General features: G+C 68.1%; 21 protein-coding genes. 9 read left to right on the forward strand and 12 right to left on the reverse strand.

Translation table 11 applies throughout. From position 1 onward, the window contains the following. Positions 1-5 precede the first annotated feature (5 nt). The 5 genes from rsmG to ABNQ40_RS30040 all read right to left on the reverse strand — a co-directional run bounded on the left by rsmG (position 6) and on the right by ABNQ40_RS30040 (position 4,576). A complete protein-coding gene (gene rsmG / locus ABNQ40_RS30020) occupies positions 6-620 on the reverse strand; it encodes a 16S rRNA (guanine(527)-N(7))-methyltransferase RsmG (RefSeq protein WP_391348276.1) in 615 nt (204 codons plus the stop codon). Next, the gene (mnmG, locus tag ABNQ40_RS30025) at positions 617-2,512 is read right to left on the reverse strand and encodes a tRNA uridine-5-carboxymethylaminomethyl(34) synthesis enzyme MnmG (RefSeq protein WP_391348278.1); all 1,896 of its coding nucleotides are present in this window, start codon (positions 2,510-2,512) and stop codon (positions 617-619) included. The genes rsmG and mnmG overlap by 4 nt, the downstream gene beginning before the upstream one ends. Before the next feature lie 114 nt (positions 2,513-2,626). Next, positions 2,627-3,958, reverse strand: a complete 1,332-nt coding sequence (mnmE, locus tag ABNQ40_RS30030; protein WP_391348280.1) for a tRNA uridine-5-carboxymethylaminomethyl(34) synthesis GTPase MnmE — start codon at positions 3,956-3,958, stop codon at positions 2,627-2,629. 10 nt (positions 3,959-3,968) lie between these two features. Continuing rightward, positions 3,969-4,328, reverse strand: coding sequence for a ferredoxin (locus ABNQ40_RS30035; protein WP_109052263.1), 360 nt, complete (start codon positions 4,326-4,328; stop codon positions 3,969-3,971). Further along, on the reverse strand, positions 4,325-4,576 hold the full coding sequence (locus tag ABNQ40_RS30040; RefSeq protein ID WP_014249167.1) for a DUF6489 family protein: 252 nt from the start codon (positions 4,574-4,576) through the stop codon (positions 4,325-4,327). The genes ABNQ40_RS30035 and ABNQ40_RS30040 overlap by 4 nt, the downstream gene beginning before the upstream one ends. 201 nt (positions 4,577-4,777) lie before the next feature. Here ABNQ40_RS30040 and ABNQ40_RS30045 point away from each other — a divergent pair, with 201 nt between their 5' ends. From ABNQ40_RS30045 to ABNQ40_RS30055, 3 genes are read left to right on the forward strand one after another with little or no spacing between them, the layout of a single operon-like run. Continuing rightward, positions 4,778-6,829: a thioredoxin domain-containing protein gene (locus ABNQ40_RS30045; RefSeq protein ID WP_109052262.1), complete on the forward strand. Its 2,052-nt coding sequence runs from the start codon at positions 4,778-4,780 to the stop codon at positions 6,827-6,829. Positions 6,830-6,847: 18 nt separating this feature from the next. Then, positions 6,848-7,345, forward strand: a complete 498-nt coding sequence (locus ABNQ40_RS30050; RefSeq protein ID WP_109052261.1) for a methylated-DNA--[protein]-cysteine S-methyltransferase — start codon at positions 6,848-6,850, stop codon at positions 7,343-7,345. A 38-nt stretch (positions 7,346-7,383) separates the two neighbouring features. Then, positions 7,384-8,358: a quinone oxidoreductase gene (locus tag ABNQ40_RS30055; protein ID WP_109052260.1), complete on the forward strand. Its 975-nt coding sequence runs from the start codon at positions 7,384-7,386 to the stop codon at positions 8,356-8,358. 49 nt (positions 8,359-8,407) lie between these two features. Here ABNQ40_RS30055 and dnaQ read toward each other — a convergent pair whose 3' ends face one another. The 5 genes from dnaQ to ABNQ40_RS30080 are packed head-to-tail and all read right to left on the reverse strand — an operon-like array spanning position 8,408 to position 12,118. Then, a complete protein-coding gene (gene dnaQ, locus ABNQ40_RS30060) occupies positions 8,408-9,091 on the reverse strand; it encodes a DNA polymerase III subunit epsilon (protein WP_109052259.1) in 684 nt (227 codons plus the stop codon). Further along, positions 9,084-9,743, reverse strand: coding sequence for a dephospho-CoA kinase (gene coaE / locus ABNQ40_RS30065; RefSeq protein ID WP_109052258.1), 660 nt, complete (start codon positions 9,741-9,743; stop codon positions 9,084-9,086). The genes dnaQ and coaE overlap by 8 nt, the downstream gene beginning before the upstream one ends. A gap of 10 nt (positions 9,744-9,753) precedes the next feature. Continuing rightward, entirely contained in the window at positions 9,754-10,680 is a 927-nt protein-coding gene (locus tag ABNQ40_RS30070; RefSeq protein WP_109052257.1) for a shikimate dehydrogenase, read from the reverse strand. Further along, positions 10,677-11,282, reverse strand: a complete 606-nt coding sequence (locus ABNQ40_RS30075; protein ID WP_109052256.1) for a nucleoside triphosphate pyrophosphatase — start codon at positions 11,280-11,282, stop codon at positions 10,677-10,679. Before ABNQ40_RS30075 ends, ABNQ40_RS30070 begins: the two co-directional genes overlap by 4 nt. Then, positions 11,279-12,118, reverse strand: a complete 840-nt coding sequence (locus ABNQ40_RS30080; protein WP_109052255.1) for a pyruvate, water dikinase regulatory protein — start codon at positions 12,116-12,118, stop codon at positions 11,279-11,281. The genes ABNQ40_RS30075 and ABNQ40_RS30080 overlap by 4 nt, the downstream gene beginning before the upstream one ends. A gap of 514 nt (positions 12,119-12,632) precedes the next feature. Between ABNQ40_RS30080 and hemE the strand changes: the two genes are divergently transcribed. The 4 genes from hemE (at position 12,633) to rho (ending at position 16,983) form a co-directional block, all read left to right on the forward strand. Further along, positions 12,633-13,658, forward strand: a complete 1,026-nt coding sequence (gene hemE, locus ABNQ40_RS30085; RefSeq protein ID WP_109491211.1) for a uroporphyrinogen decarboxylase — start codon at positions 12,633-12,635, stop codon at positions 13,656-13,658. An 81-nt stretch (positions 13,659-13,739) separates the two neighbouring features. Further along, positions 13,740-14,876, forward strand: a complete 1,137-nt coding sequence (gene hemH, locus ABNQ40_RS30090) for a ferrochelatase (RefSeq protein WP_109052254.1) — start codon at positions 13,740-13,742, stop codon at positions 14,874-14,876. Between the two features lie 41 nt (positions 14,877-14,917). Next, positions 14,918-15,346, forward strand: a complete 429-nt coding sequence (gene hemJ, locus ABNQ40_RS30095; RefSeq protein ID WP_109052253.1) for a protoporphyrinogen oxidase HemJ — start codon at positions 14,918-14,920, stop codon at positions 15,344-15,346. A gap of 380 nt (positions 15,347-15,726) precedes the next feature. After that, positions 15,727-16,983 (forward strand): transcription termination factor Rho, encoded by a 1,257-nt coding sequence (gene rho / locus ABNQ40_RS30100; protein WP_109052252.1) that lies wholly within the window; start codon positions 15,727-15,729, stop codon positions 16,981-16,983. 140 nt (positions 16,984-17,123) lie between these two features. Here rho and secB read toward each other — a convergent pair whose 3' ends face one another. Further along, positions 17,124-17,612 (reverse strand): protein-export chaperone SecB, encoded by a 489-nt coding sequence (gene secB, locus ABNQ40_RS30105; RefSeq protein WP_109052251.1) that lies wholly within the window; start codon positions 17,610-17,612, stop codon positions 17,124-17,126. A 199-nt stretch (positions 17,613-17,811) separates the two neighbouring features. Beyond that, entirely contained in the window at positions 17,812-18,486 is a 675-nt protein-coding gene (locus ABNQ40_RS30110) for an FxsA family protein (protein ID WP_391348289.1), read from the reverse strand. A gap of 221 nt (positions 18,487-18,707) precedes the next feature. Between ABNQ40_RS30110 and ABNQ40_RS30115 the strand changes: the two genes are divergently transcribed. Together ABNQ40_RS30115 and ABNQ40_RS30120 are read left to right on the forward strand one after the other, a co-directional pair. Further along, positions 18,708-19,403: a Tim44/TimA family putative adaptor protein gene (locus ABNQ40_RS30115; protein ID WP_109491210.1), complete on the forward strand. Its 696-nt coding sequence runs from the start codon at positions 18,708-18,710 to the stop codon at positions 19,401-19,403. Between the two features lie 16 nt (positions 19,404-19,419). Next, positions 19,420-20,622 (forward strand): murein transglycosylase A, encoded by a 1,203-nt coding sequence (locus ABNQ40_RS30120; protein WP_109052249.1) that lies wholly within the window; start codon positions 19,420-19,422, stop codon positions 20,620-20,622. Positions 20,623-20,697: the final 75 nt, after the last annotated feature.

A 20,697-nucleotide genomic window follows, 5' to 3' on the forward strand; every position in this document is an offset into this window, starting at 1 on the left:
GGTCTTCACGCACGCTCAAGATGGCTCACACGCAGGATGGTCCCGCTCGGATCGGTGCGGCTGTCGAATCGCTCGGGAACCAGTGTCCAATATTGCGTTGCAGCGGTCAATTCGTCGTCCAGTGCCGCGCCCTTCAGGAACAGGCACTTGCCGCGCGATCCGATGAAAGGATGGGCCCAGCTGAACAGGTCGGCCAGTGGCGCCAGGGCGCGGGCGGTGACGACATCGGCTTCGATGCCGGTGACGGTCTCGATCCGCTTGGTGTGGACGGTGACCGGCGCCTCGCAGACGCGGGCGACCTCGCGCAGGAAGGCGCATTTGCGCACATCGCTCTCGATCAGATGCACCTGCGGCACGCCGAGGATGGCGAGCACCAGACCGGGGAAGCCGGCACCGCTGCCGAGATCGACCACCACCCGCGTGCCGTCCGGCAGCAAGGGATAGAGCTGGGCGGAGTCGAGGACATGGCGCTTCCAGGCATCCGGCAGGGTGGAGGGACCGACCAGATTGATCTTCGGTTGCCACTTGCGCAGCAGAGCCTCATAGGCGATCAGGCGGTCGAGCGTTTCACGTGAAACACCCGTGGCCTCCTGAAATGCAACCGCATCGAACCCGCTCATTCCGCAGCCACCCCAGACGATGCACCACTGGACGATGCTACATCGCGGCGCTTCACATGGCGGAGCAGGGCGACCAGCGCGGCGGGGGTCATGCCGGGAATGCGCGCGGCAGCCCCCAGCGTCGCCGGACGCGACTGGCGCAGCTTCTGCCGGATTTCGGCGGACAGGCTGCCGATGCTATCGACATCGAGATCGTCGGGCAGGGCGAGCGACTCGTCCTTGCGGAAGGCGCGGATGTCGGCCTCCTGCCGGCCGAGATAGCCGGCATATTTGCCGTCGATCTCCAGCTGCTCGGCAATCTCGGGCGCGATCTCGCCAAGCTCCGGCCACAGGCGGGCGAGGGCAGCGAGATCGATGTCGGGATAGCGCAGCAGGTCGGCGGCACTGCGGCGCACGCCGTCCTGATTCACCGCGACGCCCTGGCGGGACAGTTCGACCGGCGTCGCCTGCAGCGATGCGACCAGGCCGCGCCCGGCGGACAGGGCGGCACTCTTGGCGGCGAAGACATCGCGACGCTCGGAGCCGACGCAGCCGATGGCGACACCCTTGTCGGTCAGCCGCTGGTCGGCATTGTCGGCGCGCAGCAGCAGCCGGTATTCGGCGCGCGAGGTGAACATGCGGTAGGGCTCGTTGGTGCCCCGGCCGATCAGATCGTCGATCAGCACACCGATATAGGCGTCGGCACGGTCGAGCACGAACCCGTCCCGGTTGCCGCTCGCCGCCAGCGCCGCGTTGATGCCGGCCATCAACCCCTGCGCCGCCGCCTCTTCATAGCCGGTGGTGCCGTTGATCTGGCCGGCCAGGAACAGGCGCGGCGCCCGGCGGGTCTCCAGCGTCGGCTTCAGCTCGCGCGGATCGACATAGTCGTATTCGATGGCGTAGCCGGGACGGATCATCACCACCTTCTCCAGCCCCGGCATGCTGGCGAGGATGCCGAGCTGCACGTCGCGGGGCAGGGAGGTCGAGATGCCGTTCGGGTAGACGGTCGGATCGTCCAGCCCTTCCGGTTCGAGGAAGATCTGGTGCTTCTCCTTCTCGGCGAAGCGGACGACCTTGTCCTCGATGGACGGGCAATAGCGCGGGCCGGTGCCGGTGATCTGGCCGGAATACATCGGGGCGCGATGCAGGTTGGCGCGGATCAGCGCATGGGCCTCATGCGTCGTCCACGTGATCGCGCAGTCGATCTGCGGCGTATCGATCCGCTCCGTCATGTAGGAGAAGGGCGGCGGCGGCATGTCGCCGGGCTGCTTCTCCAGCGCGTCCCAATCGATGGTGCGACCGTCGAGCCGCGGCGGGGTACCGGTCTTCAAACGGCCGAGCGGGAAGCCGAGCCGGGCCAGCGTGTCGGACAGGCCGATGGACGGCGCCTCGCCGACGCGGCCGGCGGGCGTGCGTTCCTCGCCGATGTGGATCAGCCCGCGCAGGAAAGTGCCGGTGGTCAGCACCACGGCGCCGGCACGGATGGACTCGCCGGCCCCGGTGACGACTCCGACGATGCGCTGTTCACCATCGACGATCAGGTCTTCGGCGCCGCCGGCCTCGATGAACAGGTTTTCCTGTTCGGCCAGCAGAGCCTGCATCGCCTGCCGGTAAAGCTTGCGGTCGGCCTGGGCGCGCGGTCCGCGGACGGCCGGGCCCTTGCTGCGGTTCAGGATGCGGAACTGGATGCCGCCACGGTCGATGGCCTTCGCCATCACCCCGTCCAGCGCATCGATCTCCCGCACCAGATGGCCCTTGGCCAAGCCGCCGATGGCGGGGTTGCAGGACATCTCGCCGATGGTTTCGACCTTGTGGGTCAGCAGGAGCGTGCGCGCACCCATGCGCGCTGCCGCCGCGGCAGCCTCACAGCCGGCGTGACCGCCGCCGACAACGATGACATCATAGCTTCGCATGTGCGGGACCATAGCGGAACGACGGCGCGGATCCAAGAGGCTGGCAGGGAGTCGGGCGAGGACAAGTGCCGCAGGTCAGCCCTGTTTCACGTGAAACACGCCCGCGCTTCTCCCTTACTTTCCGATGCAGAAGTCCCGGAAGATCACGTCGAGCAAATCCTCGACGTCGACACGCCCGGTGATGCGCCCCAGAGCCCGGCTGGCGAGACGCACATCCTCCGCCGCCAGTTCCGGCAACGGCGCGTCCAACGCCCGCAGCAACGACTCCCGGCATTCGGTCAGCGCGGCCCGGTGTCGGGCGCGGGTCAGCGACGGCGCGCTGCCGATGGCAAGGCGGTCGGCGCTGAACTCCGTCAACTTTTCTTCCAGAAGTTTCAGCCCGTCACCGGTTTGGGCGGAGACCAGGATCGGCGACAGATCCGGCCGCAGGTCTGCCGCTGTCGCAAGATCGGTCTTGTTGAAGACCACCACGGTGTCGCTGTCGATCAGGTCCAGCGTCGCCGGGTCGAGATCGGGCAGGGTGGCGGCATCGAACACCGCGACCTTCACGTCGGCGCGGGCGGCCCTGTCCCGGGCGCGGCGGATGCCTTCCTCCTCGACCTCGTCGGCGGCGGCGTCCCGCAGGCCGGCGGTGTCGGCCAGCACGACCGGATAGCCGCCGAGGTCGAGATGCACCTCGATGATGTCGCGGGTGGTGCCGGCGCGGGCGGAGACGATGGCGGCGTCCCGGCGGGCCAGCGCGTTCAGCAGGCTCGACTTGCCGGCATTCGGCGCGCCGACGATGGCAATGTGCAGGCCCTCGCGCAGACGCTCGCCCCGGCCGCCGTCGTCGAGATGGCTGGCGATCTCCCCGGCCAGCCCGGCGATCACCGGACGAACGGCATCGGCGACACCGCCGGGCAGATCGTCCTCGGCGAAGTCGATGTCGGCCTCGATGTGGGCGAGCGCGCGGGTCAGCCGCTCCCGCCAGCCGTCATAGAGCTTGCCGAGCGCGCCCTCCATCTGCCGCAGGGCCTGCCGGCGCTGCGCGGTGGTCTCGGCGTCGATCAGGTCGGCGACCGCCTCGGCTTCCGTCAGGTCGAGCTTGCCGTTCTCGAAGGCACGGCGGGTGAACTCGCCGGGCTCGGCCAGCCGCAGGCCGGGCAGGGTGGCGAGCGCCTCGATCACGCCGGTGACGACGGCGCGCCCGCCATGCAGATGCAGTTCCACCACATCCTCGCCGGTGAAGCTGGCGGGGGCGGTGAAGCGCAGGACCAGCGCGTCGTCCAGCTCATCGCCGGTCTTCGGATCGCGCAGCTTGGTCAGCACGGCGCGGCGCGGTGCAGGCAGAGGGCGGCCGGTCAGTGCCGCGAGGGCGGATCCGGCCTCGGGTCCCGAAATGCGAACCACCGCCACACCGGATCGGCCGGGGGCGGTGGCGAGTGCGTAGATGGTGGTGAAGGACATCGCCGTCGGATCAGCCCTGCTGCTCGGGCCGCAACTCGCGCTGCTCCGCGGTCAGCATCAGCCGCTCGACCCGGCGGCCCTCGACCAGATGGGTCTGGAGGATTTCATCGACGTCGCCGGTGCTGCGGTAGGTGTACCAGACGCCGTCCGGATAGATCACCAGCGTCGGCCCCAGCTCGCAGCGGTCGAGACAGCCGGCAGAATTGATCCGCACCTTGCCGTCGAACCCGAGTTCGCGGGCGCGGGCCTTCATATAGTCGCGCAGCTTTTCCGACCCGTGGGCGGCGCAGGATCCGCGCCGGTGCCCGTCGGGGCGGCGGTTGGTGCAGCAGAAGACATGGGCTTCAAAATAAGGCTTCGGATCGGTCACTTTCTTCCTTCCTGGCCCAGGGCAGAAGCCATCTGGGACCAAAACATCTTCTGCATCTGCTCCATGCCCTGGATGCCGGCGGGCAGCCAGGTCTTGAGCATGGTCTCCGGGTCCATCGCCTGGAGGTTGGCACGCATCCGTTCCTGGATCTCGTGCATCATGGCATCCTGCATCGGCTTCACGTCGGGCAGGCCGAGGAAGTGCCGGGCCTCATCCGGGGTGCAGTCGATGTCGACGGTGATTTTCATGGGGACCCCCTCCAGAGCCGGAGCCGGACTCCCAACCCTCGCAATCGAAGGATCGGGCACCGGTCCGGGCATTGGCCGCGTTGATTTTGGGGTTGAGCGCCGCGGCGGCTCATGCCCCACTATACAGATAGGATGCACTGGCGCAACGCCACCCCGGCGCCACCTATTGTCTAACGACACACCAACAGATCGGACACCGCCATGCCCGCCACTTCGTTGGGCGCGAACCTGCTAGGCCGGGAGACGAGCCCCTATCTGCTGCAGCACAAGGACAACCCGGTGCACTGGATGCCCTGGGGTCCGGAGGCCTTCGCCCGCGCCAGGGCGGAGAACAAGCCGGTGCTGCTGTCGGTCGGCTATGCCGCCTGCCACTGGTGCCACGTGATGGCGCATGAAAGCTTCGAGAATCCCGAGATCGCCGGGCTGATGAACGAGCTGTTCATCAACATCAAGGTCGACCGCGAAGAGCGTCCGGACCTCGACACCATCTACCAGTCGGCATTGGCGCTGCTGGGGCAGCAGGGCGGCTGGCCGCTGACCATGTTCCTGACGCCGGATGCCGAGCCCTTCTGGGGCGGCACCTATTTCCCGCCGGCAGCGCGCTATGGCCGCGCCGGCTTCCCCGACGTGCTGCACGGCATCGCCGACACCTATGCCAACGAGCAGGACAAGGTGGTCAAGAATGTCGACGCGCTGAAATCGGCCCTCGCCGGGATGGGGGAGAACCGGTCGGCCGGCGCTGTCGATGCCACGGTGCTGGATCAGGTGGCGCAACGGCTGCTGCGGGAGGTCGATCCCATCCATGGCGGCATCGGCAGCGCGCCGAAATTCCCGCAGGTGCCGCTGTTCGAACTGCTGTGGCGGGCGTGGCAGCGGACCGGGCGCGAACCCTTCCGCGAGGCGGTGACCCGCACGCTGGCCAACATGGCGCAGGGCGGCATCTACGACCATCTCGGCGGCGGCTTCGCCCGCTATTCGGTCGATGAACGCTGGTTGGTGCCGCATTTCGAGAAGATGCTCTACGACAACGCCGAGCTGCTCGACCTGATGACGCTGGTCTGGCAGGAGGCGCGCGACCCGCTGCTGGAAACCCGCATCCGCGAGACGGTGGGCTGGCTGTTGCGCGAGATGATCGCCGACGGCGGCGGCTTCGCCGCGACGCTGGACGCCGACAGCGAGGGCGAGGAGGGACTCTTCTATATATGGCAGGAGCATGAGGTCGACCGGCTGCTCGGTCCCGCCCTCGGCGACAACGGGCTGGCGACGTTTAAACGCGTTTACGAGGTGCTGCCCCAGGGCAATTGGGAAGGCGTCACCATCCTGAACCGGCTGGGCGGCCTGACGCTCGCCGACGACGCCACCGAGGCGATGCTCGCCAAGGGCCGGGACATCCTGCTGCGGGCGCGGGCCAAGCGGGTGCGGCCGGGCTGGGACGACAAGGTGCTGGCCGACTGGAACGGCCTGATGATCGCCGCCCTGACCCATGCCGCCCTGGCGCTCGACGAGCCGGAGTGGCTGGACGCCGCCGGGCGCGCCTTCGCCTTCGTCCGTGACCGCATGGACACGGACGGGCGGCTTTGCCACAGCTGGAGGCACGGGCAGGGCAAGCACACCGGCATGCTGGACGACTATGCCCACATGGCGCGCGCCGCCCTGGCGCTGCATGAGGCGACCGGGGATCCGGCCGCCCTCGACCAGGCCAGGGTCTGGGTGGCGACGCTCGACGCCCATTTCTGGGACGGCGCCAACGGCGGCTATTTCTTCACCGCCGACGATGCGGAGGGGCTGATCGTCCGCACCAAGAGCGTCCACGACAACGCCACCCCCAGCGGCAACGGCACCATGCTGGCGGTGCTGACCATTCTGTTCCAGCGCACCGGCGAGGATGCGTACCGCGAGCGGGCGGAGGCGCTCGCCGCCGCCTTCTCCGGCGAGCTGACGCGCAACTTCTTCCCGCTGCCGACCTTCCTCAACGCGGTGGAACTGATGACGGCGCCGTTGCAGATCGTCATCGTCGGCCCGCCCCGGACGGCGGAGACGGAAGCGCTGCGGCGGACGGTGCTGGAGCGCTCGCTGCCCAACCGCATCCTGACCATGCTGGCACCGGAGGCGGATCTGCCCGCCGGTCATCCGGCGCAGGGCAAGGGGATGCGCGACGGGATCGCCACCGCCTATGTCTGCCGCGGCATGACCTGTTCGGCCCCGGTGACGGCCCCGGCGGATCTGGCCGCTCTGCTGGCAACGAAAAACTGATTTTTGCGGGAGCACTCCATGGCGCGCCTTTCCATCGACAGCCCGCTTGGCCCCCTGATGCTGACGGGAGACGGATCCGCCCTGACCGCGGTCGGCTGGGGCCGTTTCGACCAGGACGAGCCGGACGCCGTGCTGGTCGAGACGGCGCGTCAGCTGGACGCCTATTTTACCGGACGGCTCCAGCGCTTCGATCTGCCGCTGAAGCCGGCGGGCACCGCCTTCCGGCAAAGCGTCTGGGACGCGATGCTGGCAATCCCCTACGGTGGCACCGCCACCTATGGCGGGATGGCGAAGATGCTGGACAGCGGGCCGCGCGCGGTCGGCGGTGCCTGCGGCGCCAACCCGATCCCCATCGTCATCCCCTGCCACCGGGTGCTGGCCAGCGGCGGTGCGCCCGGCGGCTATTCCGGCCATGGCGGGCTCGACACCAAGGCGTGGCTGCTGGCGCTGGAGCGCCGGCATGCCGGCATAAGCCAGGGCAACGGCGCGGCGGCGGAGCAGTTCGCGCTGCTCTGAAACGCCTGAGACCTCAAAAGAAGGGAGACCAAACCACCATGGTTCACGCGATCCGCATCCATGAGCACGGCGGGCCGGAGGTTCTGCGCTGGGACGAGATCGAGGTGGGAGAGCCCGGTCCGGGACAGGTGCGCATCCGCCAGACCGCGGTCGGGCTGAACTACATCGACACCTATCACCGCTCCGGCGCCTACAAGCTGCCGGATCTGCCGGCGGTGATCGGCATGGCAGGATCCGGCGTCGTGGAGGCGCTGGGTCCGGACGTCACCACGCTGAAGGTCGGCGACCGCGTCGGCTACGCCATGTCCATCGGCGCCTATGCCGAGAGCCGGCTGATCGCCGCCGACCGGCTCGTGCCGCTGCCGAGCTGGCTCGACGAGCAGGCGACCGCGGCCACGCTGCTGCAAGGGCTGACCGCGCAGTATCTGCTGCGCAGCACCTATGCGGTCCAGCCCGGCGACACCATCCTGGTGCAGGCCGCCGCCGGCGGGGTGGGGCTGCTGCTGTGCTCCTGGGCCCGGCATCTCGGCGCCACGGTGATCGGCACCGTCGGGTCGGAGGAGAAGGCCGAACTGGCGAAGGCCCATGGCTGCCACCACACCATCGACTACACCCGCGAGGATTTCGTCGTCCGGGTGAAGGAGCTGACGGGCGGACAGGGCGTGCCGGTCGTTTATGACGGCGTCGGCAGGACGACCTTCCTCAAGGGGCTGGACTGCCTGCGGCCGCGCGGTCTGATGGTGCTGTTCGGCGCCGCGTCGGGCGCGCCGGAGCCGCTGGATCTGGGGCTGCTGGCGGCGAAGGGGTCGCTCTACGTGACGCGGCCGACGCTGGCGACCTACACCGCCAAGCGCGAGGATCTGATGGCCTCGGCCGCCGATCTGTTCGATGCGGTGAGGAATGGCGGGGTGACGTTCACCGTCAACCAGCGCTTCGCGCTGAAGGACACCGCCGACGCGCACCGGGCGCTGGAATCGCGGGCGACCACGGGGTCGACGGTGCTGTTGCCCTAAGAACTGGAGCCGGGGGGCGGGGAGCCGGAGACCCGGATCCGGCCCTCCCTCACTCCACCGCCCAGAGCGGGTTCTTGATCTTCTTCAGCATCTCGGCATGAGCCGCAGCCTCTTCGTCGCTGACGGCGAAGACGCGGGCCTCGCGGAAGGGACGGTCGATGCGGACCGGGCTGGCGACGCCGCCCTTCGAGGCCGGCCCGCCGGCGAAGGACAGGCCGGTCTGCCGGCCGCCCAGCAGCTCCAGATAAACTTCGGCCAGCAGCTGGGCGTCGAGCAGCGCGCCGTGCAGGGTGCGGTTGGAGTTGTCGACACCGAAGCGCTTGCACAGCGCATCCAGGGTGGCGGGCGAGCCGGGGAACTTCTGCCGGGCCATCAGCAGGGTATCGACGGCGCGGTCCTTCGGCATCACCGGATAGCCGGCGATCTTCAGTTCCCAGTTCAGGAAATGCATGTCGAAGGCGGCGTTGTGGATCACCAGCGGCGCGTCGCCGATGAAATTGACGAAGTCGGCGGCGACGTCGTTGAACAGCGGCTTGTCGGCCAGGAACTCCGTGCTCAGCCCATGGACGGCGAAGGCCTCCGGCGGCATGTCGCGTTCGGGATTGAGATAGACATGGAAACGCTCGCCGGTGGCGAGGTGGTTGACAAGCTCGATGCAGCCGATCTCGACCAGCCGGTGACCTTCCTCCGGCTTGAAGCCCGTGGTTTCGGTGTCGAGAACGATTTCACGCATGATGGATCTGCCCTGGTTGATAGCCGCGCGGCGGCCAGTGCCTTCCGGTCCGCTGCGCCTTCTGTCGCTGTCTGATCTGGCGCACAATGCCCTGAAGTGCGCGCCGCGTCACCAGCCGACCGGCGCCGGTCGGAACGACATAGTCGGCACGCTGCCGCTTTTCCATATCCGGCATCTGGCGGCCGAGGATGCCGGCGAACTTCTCCGCCGTCATGCCAGGCCGGGCCAGCACGCGGGCGCGCTGGACAACGAAGGGGGCCGAGACGACGATGGTCGCATCGACCCGCCGCTCGCCCCGGGTTTCGAACAGCAGCGGGATGTCCAGAACGGCGATCCTGGCACCGCGACGGGCGGCACGGGCGAGGAAGTCGCGCTGTGCCGCCTGGACCATCGGATGAAGGATCGCCTCCAGCCGCTTCAAAGCGTCCGGGTCGCGGAACACCGCAGCCCCCAGCGCCGGCCGACTGACCGCCCCATCGACCACCACGCCGGGGAAGGCGGCGTCGATGACGGGCACCGCCCGGCCGCCGCGGCCGAGCAGCCCATGCACCACCGCGTCGGAATCGCAGACCGGGGCGCCCATCGCCTTCAGCATGCGGGCGGCGGTGCTCTTGCCCATGCCGATGGAACCGGTCAGGCCCAGCACGATCATCGCCCTTGCCTCAGCCTTCCGGGACGAAGCGGGCCAGGACGAAGCGGACCAGATCCGGGGTCACCTGCGGCTCGACGCCGAACCAGGCCTTGAAGCCGGGACGCGCCTGATGCAGCAGCATGCCGATGCCGCCGGCCACCGGGTTGCCACGCGCCTTGGCCTCGGCCAGCAACGGGGTTTCCAGCGGCACATAGACGATGTCGTTGACGACGGCGGAGGCGGGCAGGGCGCGCAAGCACAGGTCCAGCGCCGGCTGCCCGGCCATGCCCTGGGTCGTGGTGTTGACCAGCAGGGACGCGCCGTCGAGAGCGGTTTCACGTGAAACCCAATCGACCACCGTCACGCCGCCGTTGAGACCGGCACCATTCAGCCCGACCGCGGCCAGATCCGCCGCCAGCTCCTCGGCACGGGCACGGGTGCGGTTGACCAGACGGACCTCCGGCGCCCCGGCGTCGAGCAGGGCGACCACCACGGCGCGGGCGGCCCCGCCGGCACCGATCACCACCGCCGGGCCGCGCTCCGCCGTCCAGTCCGGCTGTTCGGCGCGCAGATTCTCGATGAAGCCGAAGCCGTCGGTGTTGCCGCCTTCCAGCGCGCCGTCATCGCCCACCACGATGGTGTTGACGGCTCCCATCCGCCGCGCCGTCCCGTCCAGCCGGTCGACGGTGCGGAAGGCGATCTCCTTCAGCGGGACGGTGACGTTGCAGCCGCGGAATCCCAGGGCGGGCAGGGCGCGGATCGCCTGCTCGGCACGCTCCGGCGCCACCGCCAGCGGCACATAGGCGCCGTCAATTCCATACTGCCGCAGCCAGAAGCCATGCAGCCGGGGCGAGCGCGAATGGCCGATGGGCCAGCCCATCACGCCGGCGATCTTCGCCTTGCCGCTGATCGTACCGCCGCTGATCACCCCGGCACTGCCCGAAGAATCCGCCGTCATTCCCTGCCCACTCCATGCACGCGCAGAAAGCCGAGCAGCGGCAGAAGCGGCAGCCCGAGGATGGTGAAGAAGTCGCCCTCGACCCGGTGGAACAGCTGCGCCCCCAGCCCTTCCAGCTGATAGGCGCCGACCGAGTGCAGCACGTTGTCGCCGACGCGATCAAGGTAATCGTCGAGGAAGGCTTCGCTGAAATTGCGCATGGTCAGGCGGGCGCTGTCGGTCTTGTGCCACATCCGCTCGCCGTCGCGCACGACCACGGCGCAGCTGACCAGCTGGTGGGTCTTGCCGCGCAGGTCGAGCAGCTGGGCGCGTGCCGTGGCCCGGTCGGCCGGCTTGTCGAACCAGCGCCCTTCGCAGTCCAGCATCTGGTCGGCGCCGACCACCAGCGCGCCCGGATGGCGGCGGGTGATGCGCTGGGCCTTCAATTCGGCCAGGGCTTCGGCAACGGCGTCGGCGGGAACGCCCTCGGCCCGGCCGGCGGCCTTCACCTCGTCCTCGTCGACCAGCGGCCTGTCGAGGATGGCGGGCACGCCGGCCTGTTCCAGCATCGCCGCCCGCGTGCGCGAGCCGGACGCCAGGACGAGCTTCGGAGCCGCGCTCACGTCTTCTTCCCTTCCGGGCTGAAATTGCCGCTCTGTCGGCGGGCGAGCAGCATCATGATCTCGGCCGCGGTCTCCTCGATGGAGCGGCGCGACACGTCGATCACCGGCCAGCCGCGCCGGCTGAACAGCCGCCGCGCCTCCTGCACTTCGGCACGGACCAGCTCGGGATCGGCATAGCTGGAGCCCTCGCCCTGGTTCAGCAGCTTCAGCCGGTTGCGGCGAATCTGCACCAGCCGGTCGGGGTCCTTGGTCAGGCCGACGATCAGCGGCCGGGTCAGCAGGTCCAGCTCAGCCGGCAACGGGCTGCCCGGCACCAGCGGGATGTTGGCCGCCTTGATTCCGCGGTTGGCCAGATAGATGCAGGTCGGCGTCTTGGAGCTGCGCGACACGCCGATCAGCACCACGTCGGCCTCGTGCAGGTCCCAGTTCGACTGGCCGTCGTCATGGGACAGGGCAAAATCGACGGCGTCGATGCGGCTGAAATATTCGGCGTCGAGGACGTGCTGGCGGCCGGGCTGGCGCTGCGATTCCACGCCCAGGAAGGCGGCGAGCGCGTTGATCAGCGGATCGAGCACGGGGATGCAGGGCACCTGCATCTCGCGGCAGAAATCCTGGAGCCGGCGGCGCAGCGTCTCGTCGACCAGCGTGAACATCACCAGCCCGTGGTTGTCCCGGATTCCCTCCAGCACGAGGTCGAGCTGGCGGTCGGTCCGCACCAGATTCCAGAAATGTTCGATCGGCCGCACGTCGTCGAACTGGATGACGCAGGCGCGCGCCACGCTGTTGATCGTCTCGCCCGTCGCATCGGATACGAGATGTAGGTGGAACTCTTTCATCCGTCCCCAACATTCTGTGGAGAATCCGGCCCAGATCTGTGGACAACCGGATTCACCGTCGTTTCGTCCCGGCTGGGGGACTCCTCCTCCCCGATACGGCCAAGCGCGGAACAACTCCGCCGACCGCTTCGGAAGCTGGGAAGATCCGGCCCCGTCCGCCCGGTTATCCACGGGACTCCCGCTCGTCCAGCTATAGCATTTCCGCCGTTTCCTGCGGTAGTGCTCCGAATCGTCCACAGATCCGCACACATGCCCGCACAAGCCCCCGGATCTGTGGACAGATTCTCCAGAATCGGGGATCACCGTTATCCACAGCCATCCACCTCATCCTCTTCCTTTCTCCCTTTAAAAAATATAGTGAAGAAGAGGGGATAAACCCGTCCCGGATTCTGGCGCGGAATCGGCGCCGGAATCGCGGGGGATCATTCGGATTCGCATGTCAGGGGAACGCACCGTCTTGTCCGCCACCAGCTCCGACGTCCAGAATCGGGCTTCCAAGCCTGCCCTGAAGCCGATGCTCGCCGCCCTGGCGGGAGAGGTGCGGCCGCGCCCGCCCTTCTGGCTGATGCGTCAGGCCGGACGCTATCTGCCGGAGTATCGCGAACTGCGGGCCAAGGCCGGCAGCTTCCTCGACCTCTGCTACAATCCCGACTTCGCGGTCGAGGTCACCTTGCAGCCGCTGCGCCGCTACGGCATGGACGCGGCGATTCTGTTCTCCGACATCCTGGTGGTGCCGCATGCCCTGGGGCAGCCGCTGGCCTATCTGGAAGGGGAGGGGCCGAAGCTGGATCCGGTCCGCAGCGTCGAGGACCTGAAGCGCCTGTCGCGTGACCGCTTCCACGAGACGCTGGCGCCGGTCTACGAGACGGTGCGCCGGCTCTCCACCGCGATCCCCGCAGAGACGACGCTGATCGGCTTTGCCGGGGCTCCCTGGACCATCGCCTGCTACATGGTCGAAGGGGCCGGCTCCAAGGAGTATGCCCACGTCAAGCGCTGGGCCTACGGCGATCCTGTCGGCTTCGGCCAGCTGATCGACCTGATCGTCGAGGTGACCGCCGATTATCTCTGCCGCCAGATCGAGGCCGGGGCCGAGACGGTGCAGCTGTTCGACAGCTGGGCCGGCGTGCTGCCGGTGGCCGAGTTCCGCCGCTGGGTGATCGAGCCGACGCGGCGGATCGTCGCACTGGTGAAGGCGAAGCACCCGAACACGCCGGTCATCGGTTTCCCGCGCGGCGCCGGCCACGCCTATGAGGAATATGTCGCCGGGTCCGGCGTGGACGCCGTCGGGCTCGACACCACCGTTCCGCCGGTGTGGGCGGCGCAGACCCTCCAGACGCGGCTGCCGGTGCAGGGAAACCTCGATCCGATCATGCTGGCGGCCGGCGGCAAGGCACTGGAGACGGCGACCCACGACGTCCTGGCGGCGTTGGCCGGTGGACCCTTCGTGTTCAACCTGGGCCATGGCGTCATCCAGTCGACCCCGCCGGCCCATGTGGAGGCGCTGACGCGTATCCTGCGGGAGTGGCCGGGGCAGGGCTGAGGCCATCGGTGCCAAGCGGCTGAAAAAGCGACGGCGGGGGTCTGGACAGAGCGGCTGCAACGCTCCAGTTTAGCGGGCACCATGAGCCAGCCATTCCCCCAGACCTCCGCCTCGACCCCTGCCGGCCCCGGCGACCGAATTTCTGGGAGCCGGCCGCGCCGCGTCGCCGTCGTGCTGTTCAACCTCGGCGGTCCGGACGCGCCGGAGGCGGTGCGGCCCTTCCTGTTCAACCTGTTCGCCGATCCGGCCATCATCCGGCTGCCGAACCCGTTCCGCTTCGTGATCGCCAGCCTGATCAGCGGACGGCGGGCGAAGCCGGCGACGGCGATCTACGCCCAGATCGGCGGCAAGTCGCCGCTGCTGGAGAATACGGAAGCCCAGGCGGCGGCGCTGGAGAACGCCCTGACGGATCCGGGGGCAGATCCGGCCGCTGACGGGGCAGGGACGGAGACCAAGGTCTTCATCGCCATGCGCTACTGGCATCCGATGAGCGCCGAGACGGCAGCAAAGGTAAAGGCCTACGGCCCGGATCTGGTCGTGCTGCTGCCGCTCTATCCGCAATTCTCGACCACCACCACGGCGTCGAGCGCCAAGGCGTGGCATGAGGCGGCCAGCACCGTCGGGCTGACGGCGCCGACGAAGCTGCTGTGCTGCTACCCGACCCAGGCCGGCTTCATCGACGGCACGGCGGACCTGATCCGCCCGCTCTACGAGGCCGCCAAGGCCCACGGCAAGCCGCGCGTCCTGTTCTCCGCCCATGGGCTGCCGAAGAAGGTGGTGGCCTCCGGCGACCCCTATCAGTGGCAGTGCGAGCGGACGGCCGAATCCATCGCCGCGGCGCTGGGCATCGACGATCTGGACTGGATCAACTGCTACCAGAGCCGCGTCGGCCCGATGGAGTGGATCGGTCCCAGCACCGACGTCGAGATCCGCCGCGCCGGACAGGACGGTGTGCCGATCCTGGTGGTGCCGATGGCCTTCGTGTCGGAGCATTCCGAGACTCTGGTGGAGATCGAGGTCGAATACCGTCACCTCGCCAAGGAGGCGGGAGTGCCGCACTTCACCCGCGTGCCGACGGTGGGTGTGCATCCCGGCTTCATCGACGGGCTGGCCCGGCTGGTGCGGCAGACGGTCGCGGGCAAGGCGGCGATCTGCTCGCAGAAGGGCGACCGGATCTGCCCGTCCAACTTCTCCGGCTGCCCGCAGGCGCGGGGCTGAACCGCAACGGCTGAACAGTAAAGAAAAAGGGGACACGCCCGGTGCTGTACGAATGGATCAAGGCGCTGCACGTCATCAGCATCATCGCCTGGATGGCGGGGCTGCTCTATCTGCCGCGCCTGTTCGTCTACCACTGCCAGGTGCAGGCCGGATCCGAGGCGTCGGAGACCTTCAAGGTGATGGAACGCCGCCTGCTGCGCGCCATCATGAACCCGGCGATGATCGCGGCGTACGTGTTCGGCATCGCCATGATCCTGCTGACGCCGGAATGGATGAAGCAGGGCTGGCTGCACGCCAAGCTGCTGTTCGTCCTGCTGCTGACCGCCAGCCACATGATGATGGCCCGCTGGCGCCGGGACTTCGCCGAGGACCGCAACACGCGGCCGCAGCGCTTCTTCCGCATCGCCAACGAGGTGCCGACGCTGCTGATGATCGGCATCGTCATCTTCGTCATCGTGAAGCCCTTCTGACCGGTGGGCAGGTGAATCGCCGGTCTTCCATCTCCCGGAAAAAGCGGAATCCGCGACCTTTGCCGGTTTCGCTTTCGTTTGACTTGCGTCCGCCGATCCGATAACCATGTCAGGACCACGGGGTTTTCGCCCCGCGGTCTCCCACGCCCACATCTGCCGATCCGACGCTCTGATCTTGAGCCGGGCCTGGTGGCTGGCGAATCGCTCCCGTGCGGCCATTTTCCGGACGCCCTGGCGCGCCTTCGCCGAAGCGCCACCCGCTGCCCACCCGACGCGACCGCGTTGCGGCGTCCGCCGCCCCCAGCCGCCGTCGGCCGGACATTCCGGCACTCCCCACCTCCAAGGCCATTCCCCCGCATGACGATTTCACAGGCAATCCGATGCATCTCCAAGAGCTGAAGTGCAAAAGCCCCGCCGAACTGCTGGCGTTCGCGGAGGAGCTGCAGATCGAGAATGCGAGCACGCTGCGCAAGCAGGACATGATGTTCGCGATCCTGAAGCAGCTGGCCGAAAACGACATTCCGATCTTCGGCGACGGCGTGCTGGAGGTGCTGCAGGACGGGTTCGGCTTCCTGCGTTCGCCGGAAGCCAATTATCTGCCGGGTCCCGACGATATTTACGTCAGCCCCAGCCAGGTGCGCCGCTTCGGCCTGCGCACCGGTGACACGGTGGAAGGGCAGATCCGCTCGCCCAAGGACGGTGAGCGCTATTTCGCCCTGCTGAAGGTCAACACCATCAATTTCGACGCGCCCGACAAGGTCCGTCACCGCATCAACTTCGACAACCTGACGCCGCTCTATCCGGAAGAACGCATCCGGATGGAGGTCGAGGACCCCACCAAGAAGAACCTCACCGGCCGCATCGTCGACCTGGTGGCGCCGCTCGGCAAGGGGCAGCGCGGGCTGATCGTGGCGCCGCCGCGCACCGGCAAGACGGTGATGCTGCAGAACATCGCCCACTCGATCGCCACCAACCACCCCGAAGCCTATCTGATCGTCCTCCTGATCGACGAGCGTCCGGAAGAAGTGACGGACATGGCCCGCTCGGTCCGCGGCGAGGTCATCAGCTCCACCTTCGACGAACCGGCCACCCGCCACGTCCAGGTCGCGGAAATGGTGATCGAGAAGGCCAAGCGCCTGGTCGAGCACAAGCGCGACGTGGTCATCCTGCTGGACAGCATCACCCGTCTGGCCCGCGCCTACAACACCGTCGTGCCAAGCTCGGGCAAGGTGCTGACCGGCGGCGTCGACGCCAACGCCCTGCAACGGCCCAAGCGCTTCTTCGGTGCCGCCCGCAATGTGGAAGAGGGCGGGTCGCTGACCATCATCGCCACCGCGCTGATCGACACCGGCAGCCGCATGGACGAGGTGATCTTCGAAGAGTTCAAGGGCACCGGCAACTCGGAAATCGTGCTGGACCGCAAGCTCTCCGACAAGCGCACCTTCCCGGCCATCGACATCTCCAAGTCGGGCACCCGCAAGGAGGAGCTGCTGGTCGACAAGGGCACCATGTCGAAGATGTGGATCCTGCGCCGCATCCTGATGCCGATGGGCGTGACCGACGCGGTGGACTTCCTGGTCGACAAGCTGAAGCACACCAAGTCAAACAACGAGTTCTTCGAAAGCATGAACCAGTAAGGTCGTGCCGGATCCGCCCTCTCCTCTGCGGAGGGGGCGGCCATCTGTCGCGGCACAGAAAAAGGGCGGGGACCTTCCGGTCACCCGCCCTTTCTCTTTTTCAACTCAACTCGGTCCCTTCGGCCGATCCCTGACCGGGATCAGAAGGGCGGCTGCTGCGGCTGTTCGGCCTGCTGGGCCGACTGGCGGTGGTACAGCTCGGCGAAGTCGATCGGGTTGATCATCAGCGGCGGGAAGCCGCCTTCGCGGGTCGCGCTGGAAACGATGGCGCGGGCGAACGGGAAGATCATCCGGGCGCCTTCGATCATCAGGACCGGGCGGTGATGCTCTTCCGGCAGGCCGGGGAACTGGAACAGCGCGCCATAGGCCAGCTCGACCAGGAAGGCGACGGTCTCGCCCTGGCGGGCTTCGCACCGCAGGTTCAGCGTCAGCTCGTAAATGTCGTCGCCGACCTTCTGGCCCTGGACGTCGACGCCGATGTTGACCTGCGGCTGCGGCTGGTTCGGCAGCAGGCTCTGCGGGGCGTTGGGGTTTTCGAAGGAGAAGTCCTTCACATACTGCGCGAGGACATGCATCGGCAGCGAAGACGTCTGCTGCTGCTCGGCGCCGTTGCTCATCTGATCGGACATAACGGACTCCTAATCGCCGGCCCGCGTTCCATCCCCGGTCCCGGTATGGACGGGGGGCAGGGGTCGCAGGCCGACCCGGATGTGAGGTGACAGGGTTTGGTTCGCGACGGTTGTGCCTTCGCCCAAAGGGCTGGCTATCATGGATCGGCCGTCCTGCCAACGGAAACCGCCGACCGGAAACCGGCCACCGGCCGGCGGCTCAGCGCCGCTCATCCGGACGCTGCTTGCCCCATTGGGAATCGGTCAGCCGCGGCGCGTCGCGATCCTCGCCGTTCCTGTCCTCCGGGGTGACGTCGCGGAAATCCCCGTCGATCACGCCGGGCACGCCGGGGGTGGGGCGGAAGGGATCGTCGCCGCGGCGCGGACCGCCGGTGCCGAATTCGGCACCGCCGAAATCCCTATTGCCAAACCCCTGGTCGCCAGTGGTGGGGCCGCCGGCGCCAGCCCCGAAACCGGGACCGAAGCCGCCCGCTCCGAAGCCGCCCCCAAGGCCGCCCCGGCCGGTGGTGGTGAAGACCGGCATCCCGGCGCCGATCCGGCTGAACAGCCAGCGGCCGATGCCCCGGCGCAGCGGCCGGATCAGCAACAGGATGCCGAAGATGTCGCTCAGAAAGCCGGGGATGATCAGCAGGATGCCGGCCAGCACGGCGCAGAAGCCGTCGAGCACGGTGCCGATGGGCGCCTCGCCACGCGCCGCCGCCGCCTGGGCCTTGCTCAGCGAGGCCAGCCCCTGGTGACGGACGATCAGCATGCCCACCACCGCCGACAGGGCCAGCAGCCCGATGGTCGGCCCGGCGCCGATCCAATCGCCGACCTGGATGAATCCGACGATCTCCAGGATCGGCAGAAGAAGGAGCAACAACAGGGGATTCATGGTGTCCTTGCTCTTCGGGCTCGCTGCCCCTATCTAGGTTTGGATAGGTCGTCCGGTCGAAAGACCGCCGGCCTCATCCAATTGGCGGTTCAATCGGCAATTACTGGCGGGCAAGCAACACGTAATGCCGACCGGCCGCAAGGTCCAGAGGCGGGCCGGATCCGCCGGCGATTTCGCCGCAGCACAATGCTCACGACAAATCGTATTGGAAGGAACAGATGATGGGAGACGGGTTCGTGTTCATCGAGATCGTGATCTTCGCGATGATCGCGGCCTTCCTCGTCTATCGGCTGCGCAGCGTCCTCGGCCGCCGGACGGGGGAGGAGCGGCAGCGTTCCAACCCCTTCACCTCCGCTCCGGGTGCTGCGAAGCCGGACAATGTGGTGCCCCTGCCGGAGCGCAGCCGGGCGCGACCGGATGTCGCACCGGGTGCCGATGTCGTGGTGTCGGACGAGCCGCTGTCGCTGGCCGCGTCCATCGACCAGATCCGCGCCGCCGATCCCAACTTCGACGAGAAGCATTTCCTGGAAGGCTCCAAGGCGGCCTTCGCCATGATCGTCGATGCCTTCGCCCGCGGCGACACCGCGACGCTGCGCCCGCTGCTGGCCGACGACGTCTATGACAGCTTCGCCCAGGTCATCCGCGACCGTCAGGCCGCCGGCGAGCAGCATGAAGCCCGCATCGAGCAGGTCCGCGAGGCCGAGGTGGTGGAGGCGAAGCTGGATGCCGGCCGCACCGCCCGCGTCACCGTGCGTCTGGTCTCCGATCAGGTGAATGTGGTGCGCGACCGCAACGGTGCCATCGTCGATGGCGATCCCAAGGCGCTGGTGGAGAACACCGACGTCTGGACCTTCGCCCGCAACCTCCGCTCCCGCGATCCGAACTGGGCGCTGGTCGAGGTGCGCCCGGTCCAGTGAGGAACGACCACCAGCAATGACACATCGTCACCGTACCGGTTTCAGCGCCATCGCCCTCTTCGGGGCGGTGGCGTTGCTGTTTTCGGCCTGCGCTCCCAAGGAAGAGATCAAGCCGCCGCCCGACGCCCTGACCCTGACGCCGCTGTCCTTCGCCGATCTGCCGGGCTGGCGCAGCGATCCGGTGGCGCAGGCGGTGCCGGCACTCGCCCGGTCCTGCGCCCGCTTCCGGAGCCTGCCGGCCGACCGGACGGTTGGGCCGAACGGGGTGGCCGGGACCATCGGCGACTGGCAGGGCCCCTGCGCCCGTCTGGCGGATCTGCCGCCCGGCGACGATGCGGCCGCCCGCGCCTTCTTCGAAACGAACTTCACCCCCTACGCCGCCGGCAACAACGGCAGCCGCGAGGGTCTGTTCACCGGCTATTACGAAGCCGAGCTGGAGGGCAGCCTGCGCTCGGATCCGGCCTATCCGGTTCCGCTCTACCGCCGGCCGCCCGATCTGGTGATGGTCGATCTCGGCGACTTCTCCGACCGCTGGAAGGGGGAGCGCACCGCCGGCCGCGTGGTCGACGGCAAGTTGAAGCCTTACGAGGATCGCGCCGCCATCGTCGCCGGATCGCTGAAGGGCAAGGGGCTGGAACTGGTGTGGGTGAAGGACCCGATCGGCGCCTTCTTCCTGCAAATCCAGGGGTCGGGCCGGATCCGGCTCGCCGACGGAACCGAGGCGCGTGTGGGCTACGCCGCCCAGAACGGCCACAAATACGTCGCCATCGGCAAGGAGCTGATCGACCGCGGCGCGCTGAAGCGCGAGGAGGTCTCGCTCCAGACCATCCGTGACTGGCTGCTGGCGCATCCCGACCAGGCCGCGGCGGTGATGAACGTCAACCCGTCCTACGTCTTCTTCCAGACGCTGACCGGCGACGGCCCGAACGGCGCCCAGGGCGTGGCGCTGACGCCCGGCCGCAGCCTGGCGGTCGACTCGAAGTTCATGCCCTATGGCGTTCCGGTGTGGCTGGATGCCGAGGATCCGGTCGATGCCGGACAGCGGCTGCAACGGTTGCTGGTCGCCCAGGACACCGGCGGAGCGATCCGCGGGCCGGTGCGCGGCGACGTCTTCTGGGGCCATGGTCCGGAGGCGGAGCACAGGGCCGGACTGATGAAGAGCCGGGGGAGCTATGTGCTGCTGCTGCCGAAAAGTGTGAAGGTGGCGGCAGGAGGCTAGGGGGCGGGCAGGGCAATCCCTGCGCAATGTTTCACGTGAAGCAGAGGGGCGCCCGCTCGGGCGCCCCCCATGCCG

The sequence above is a fragment of the Azospirillum sp. A23 genome (assembly GCF_042938965.1).
Classification (GTDB): Bacteria; Pseudomonadota; Alphaproteobacteria; order Azospirillales; family Azospirillaceae; genus Azospirillum; species Azospirillum melinis.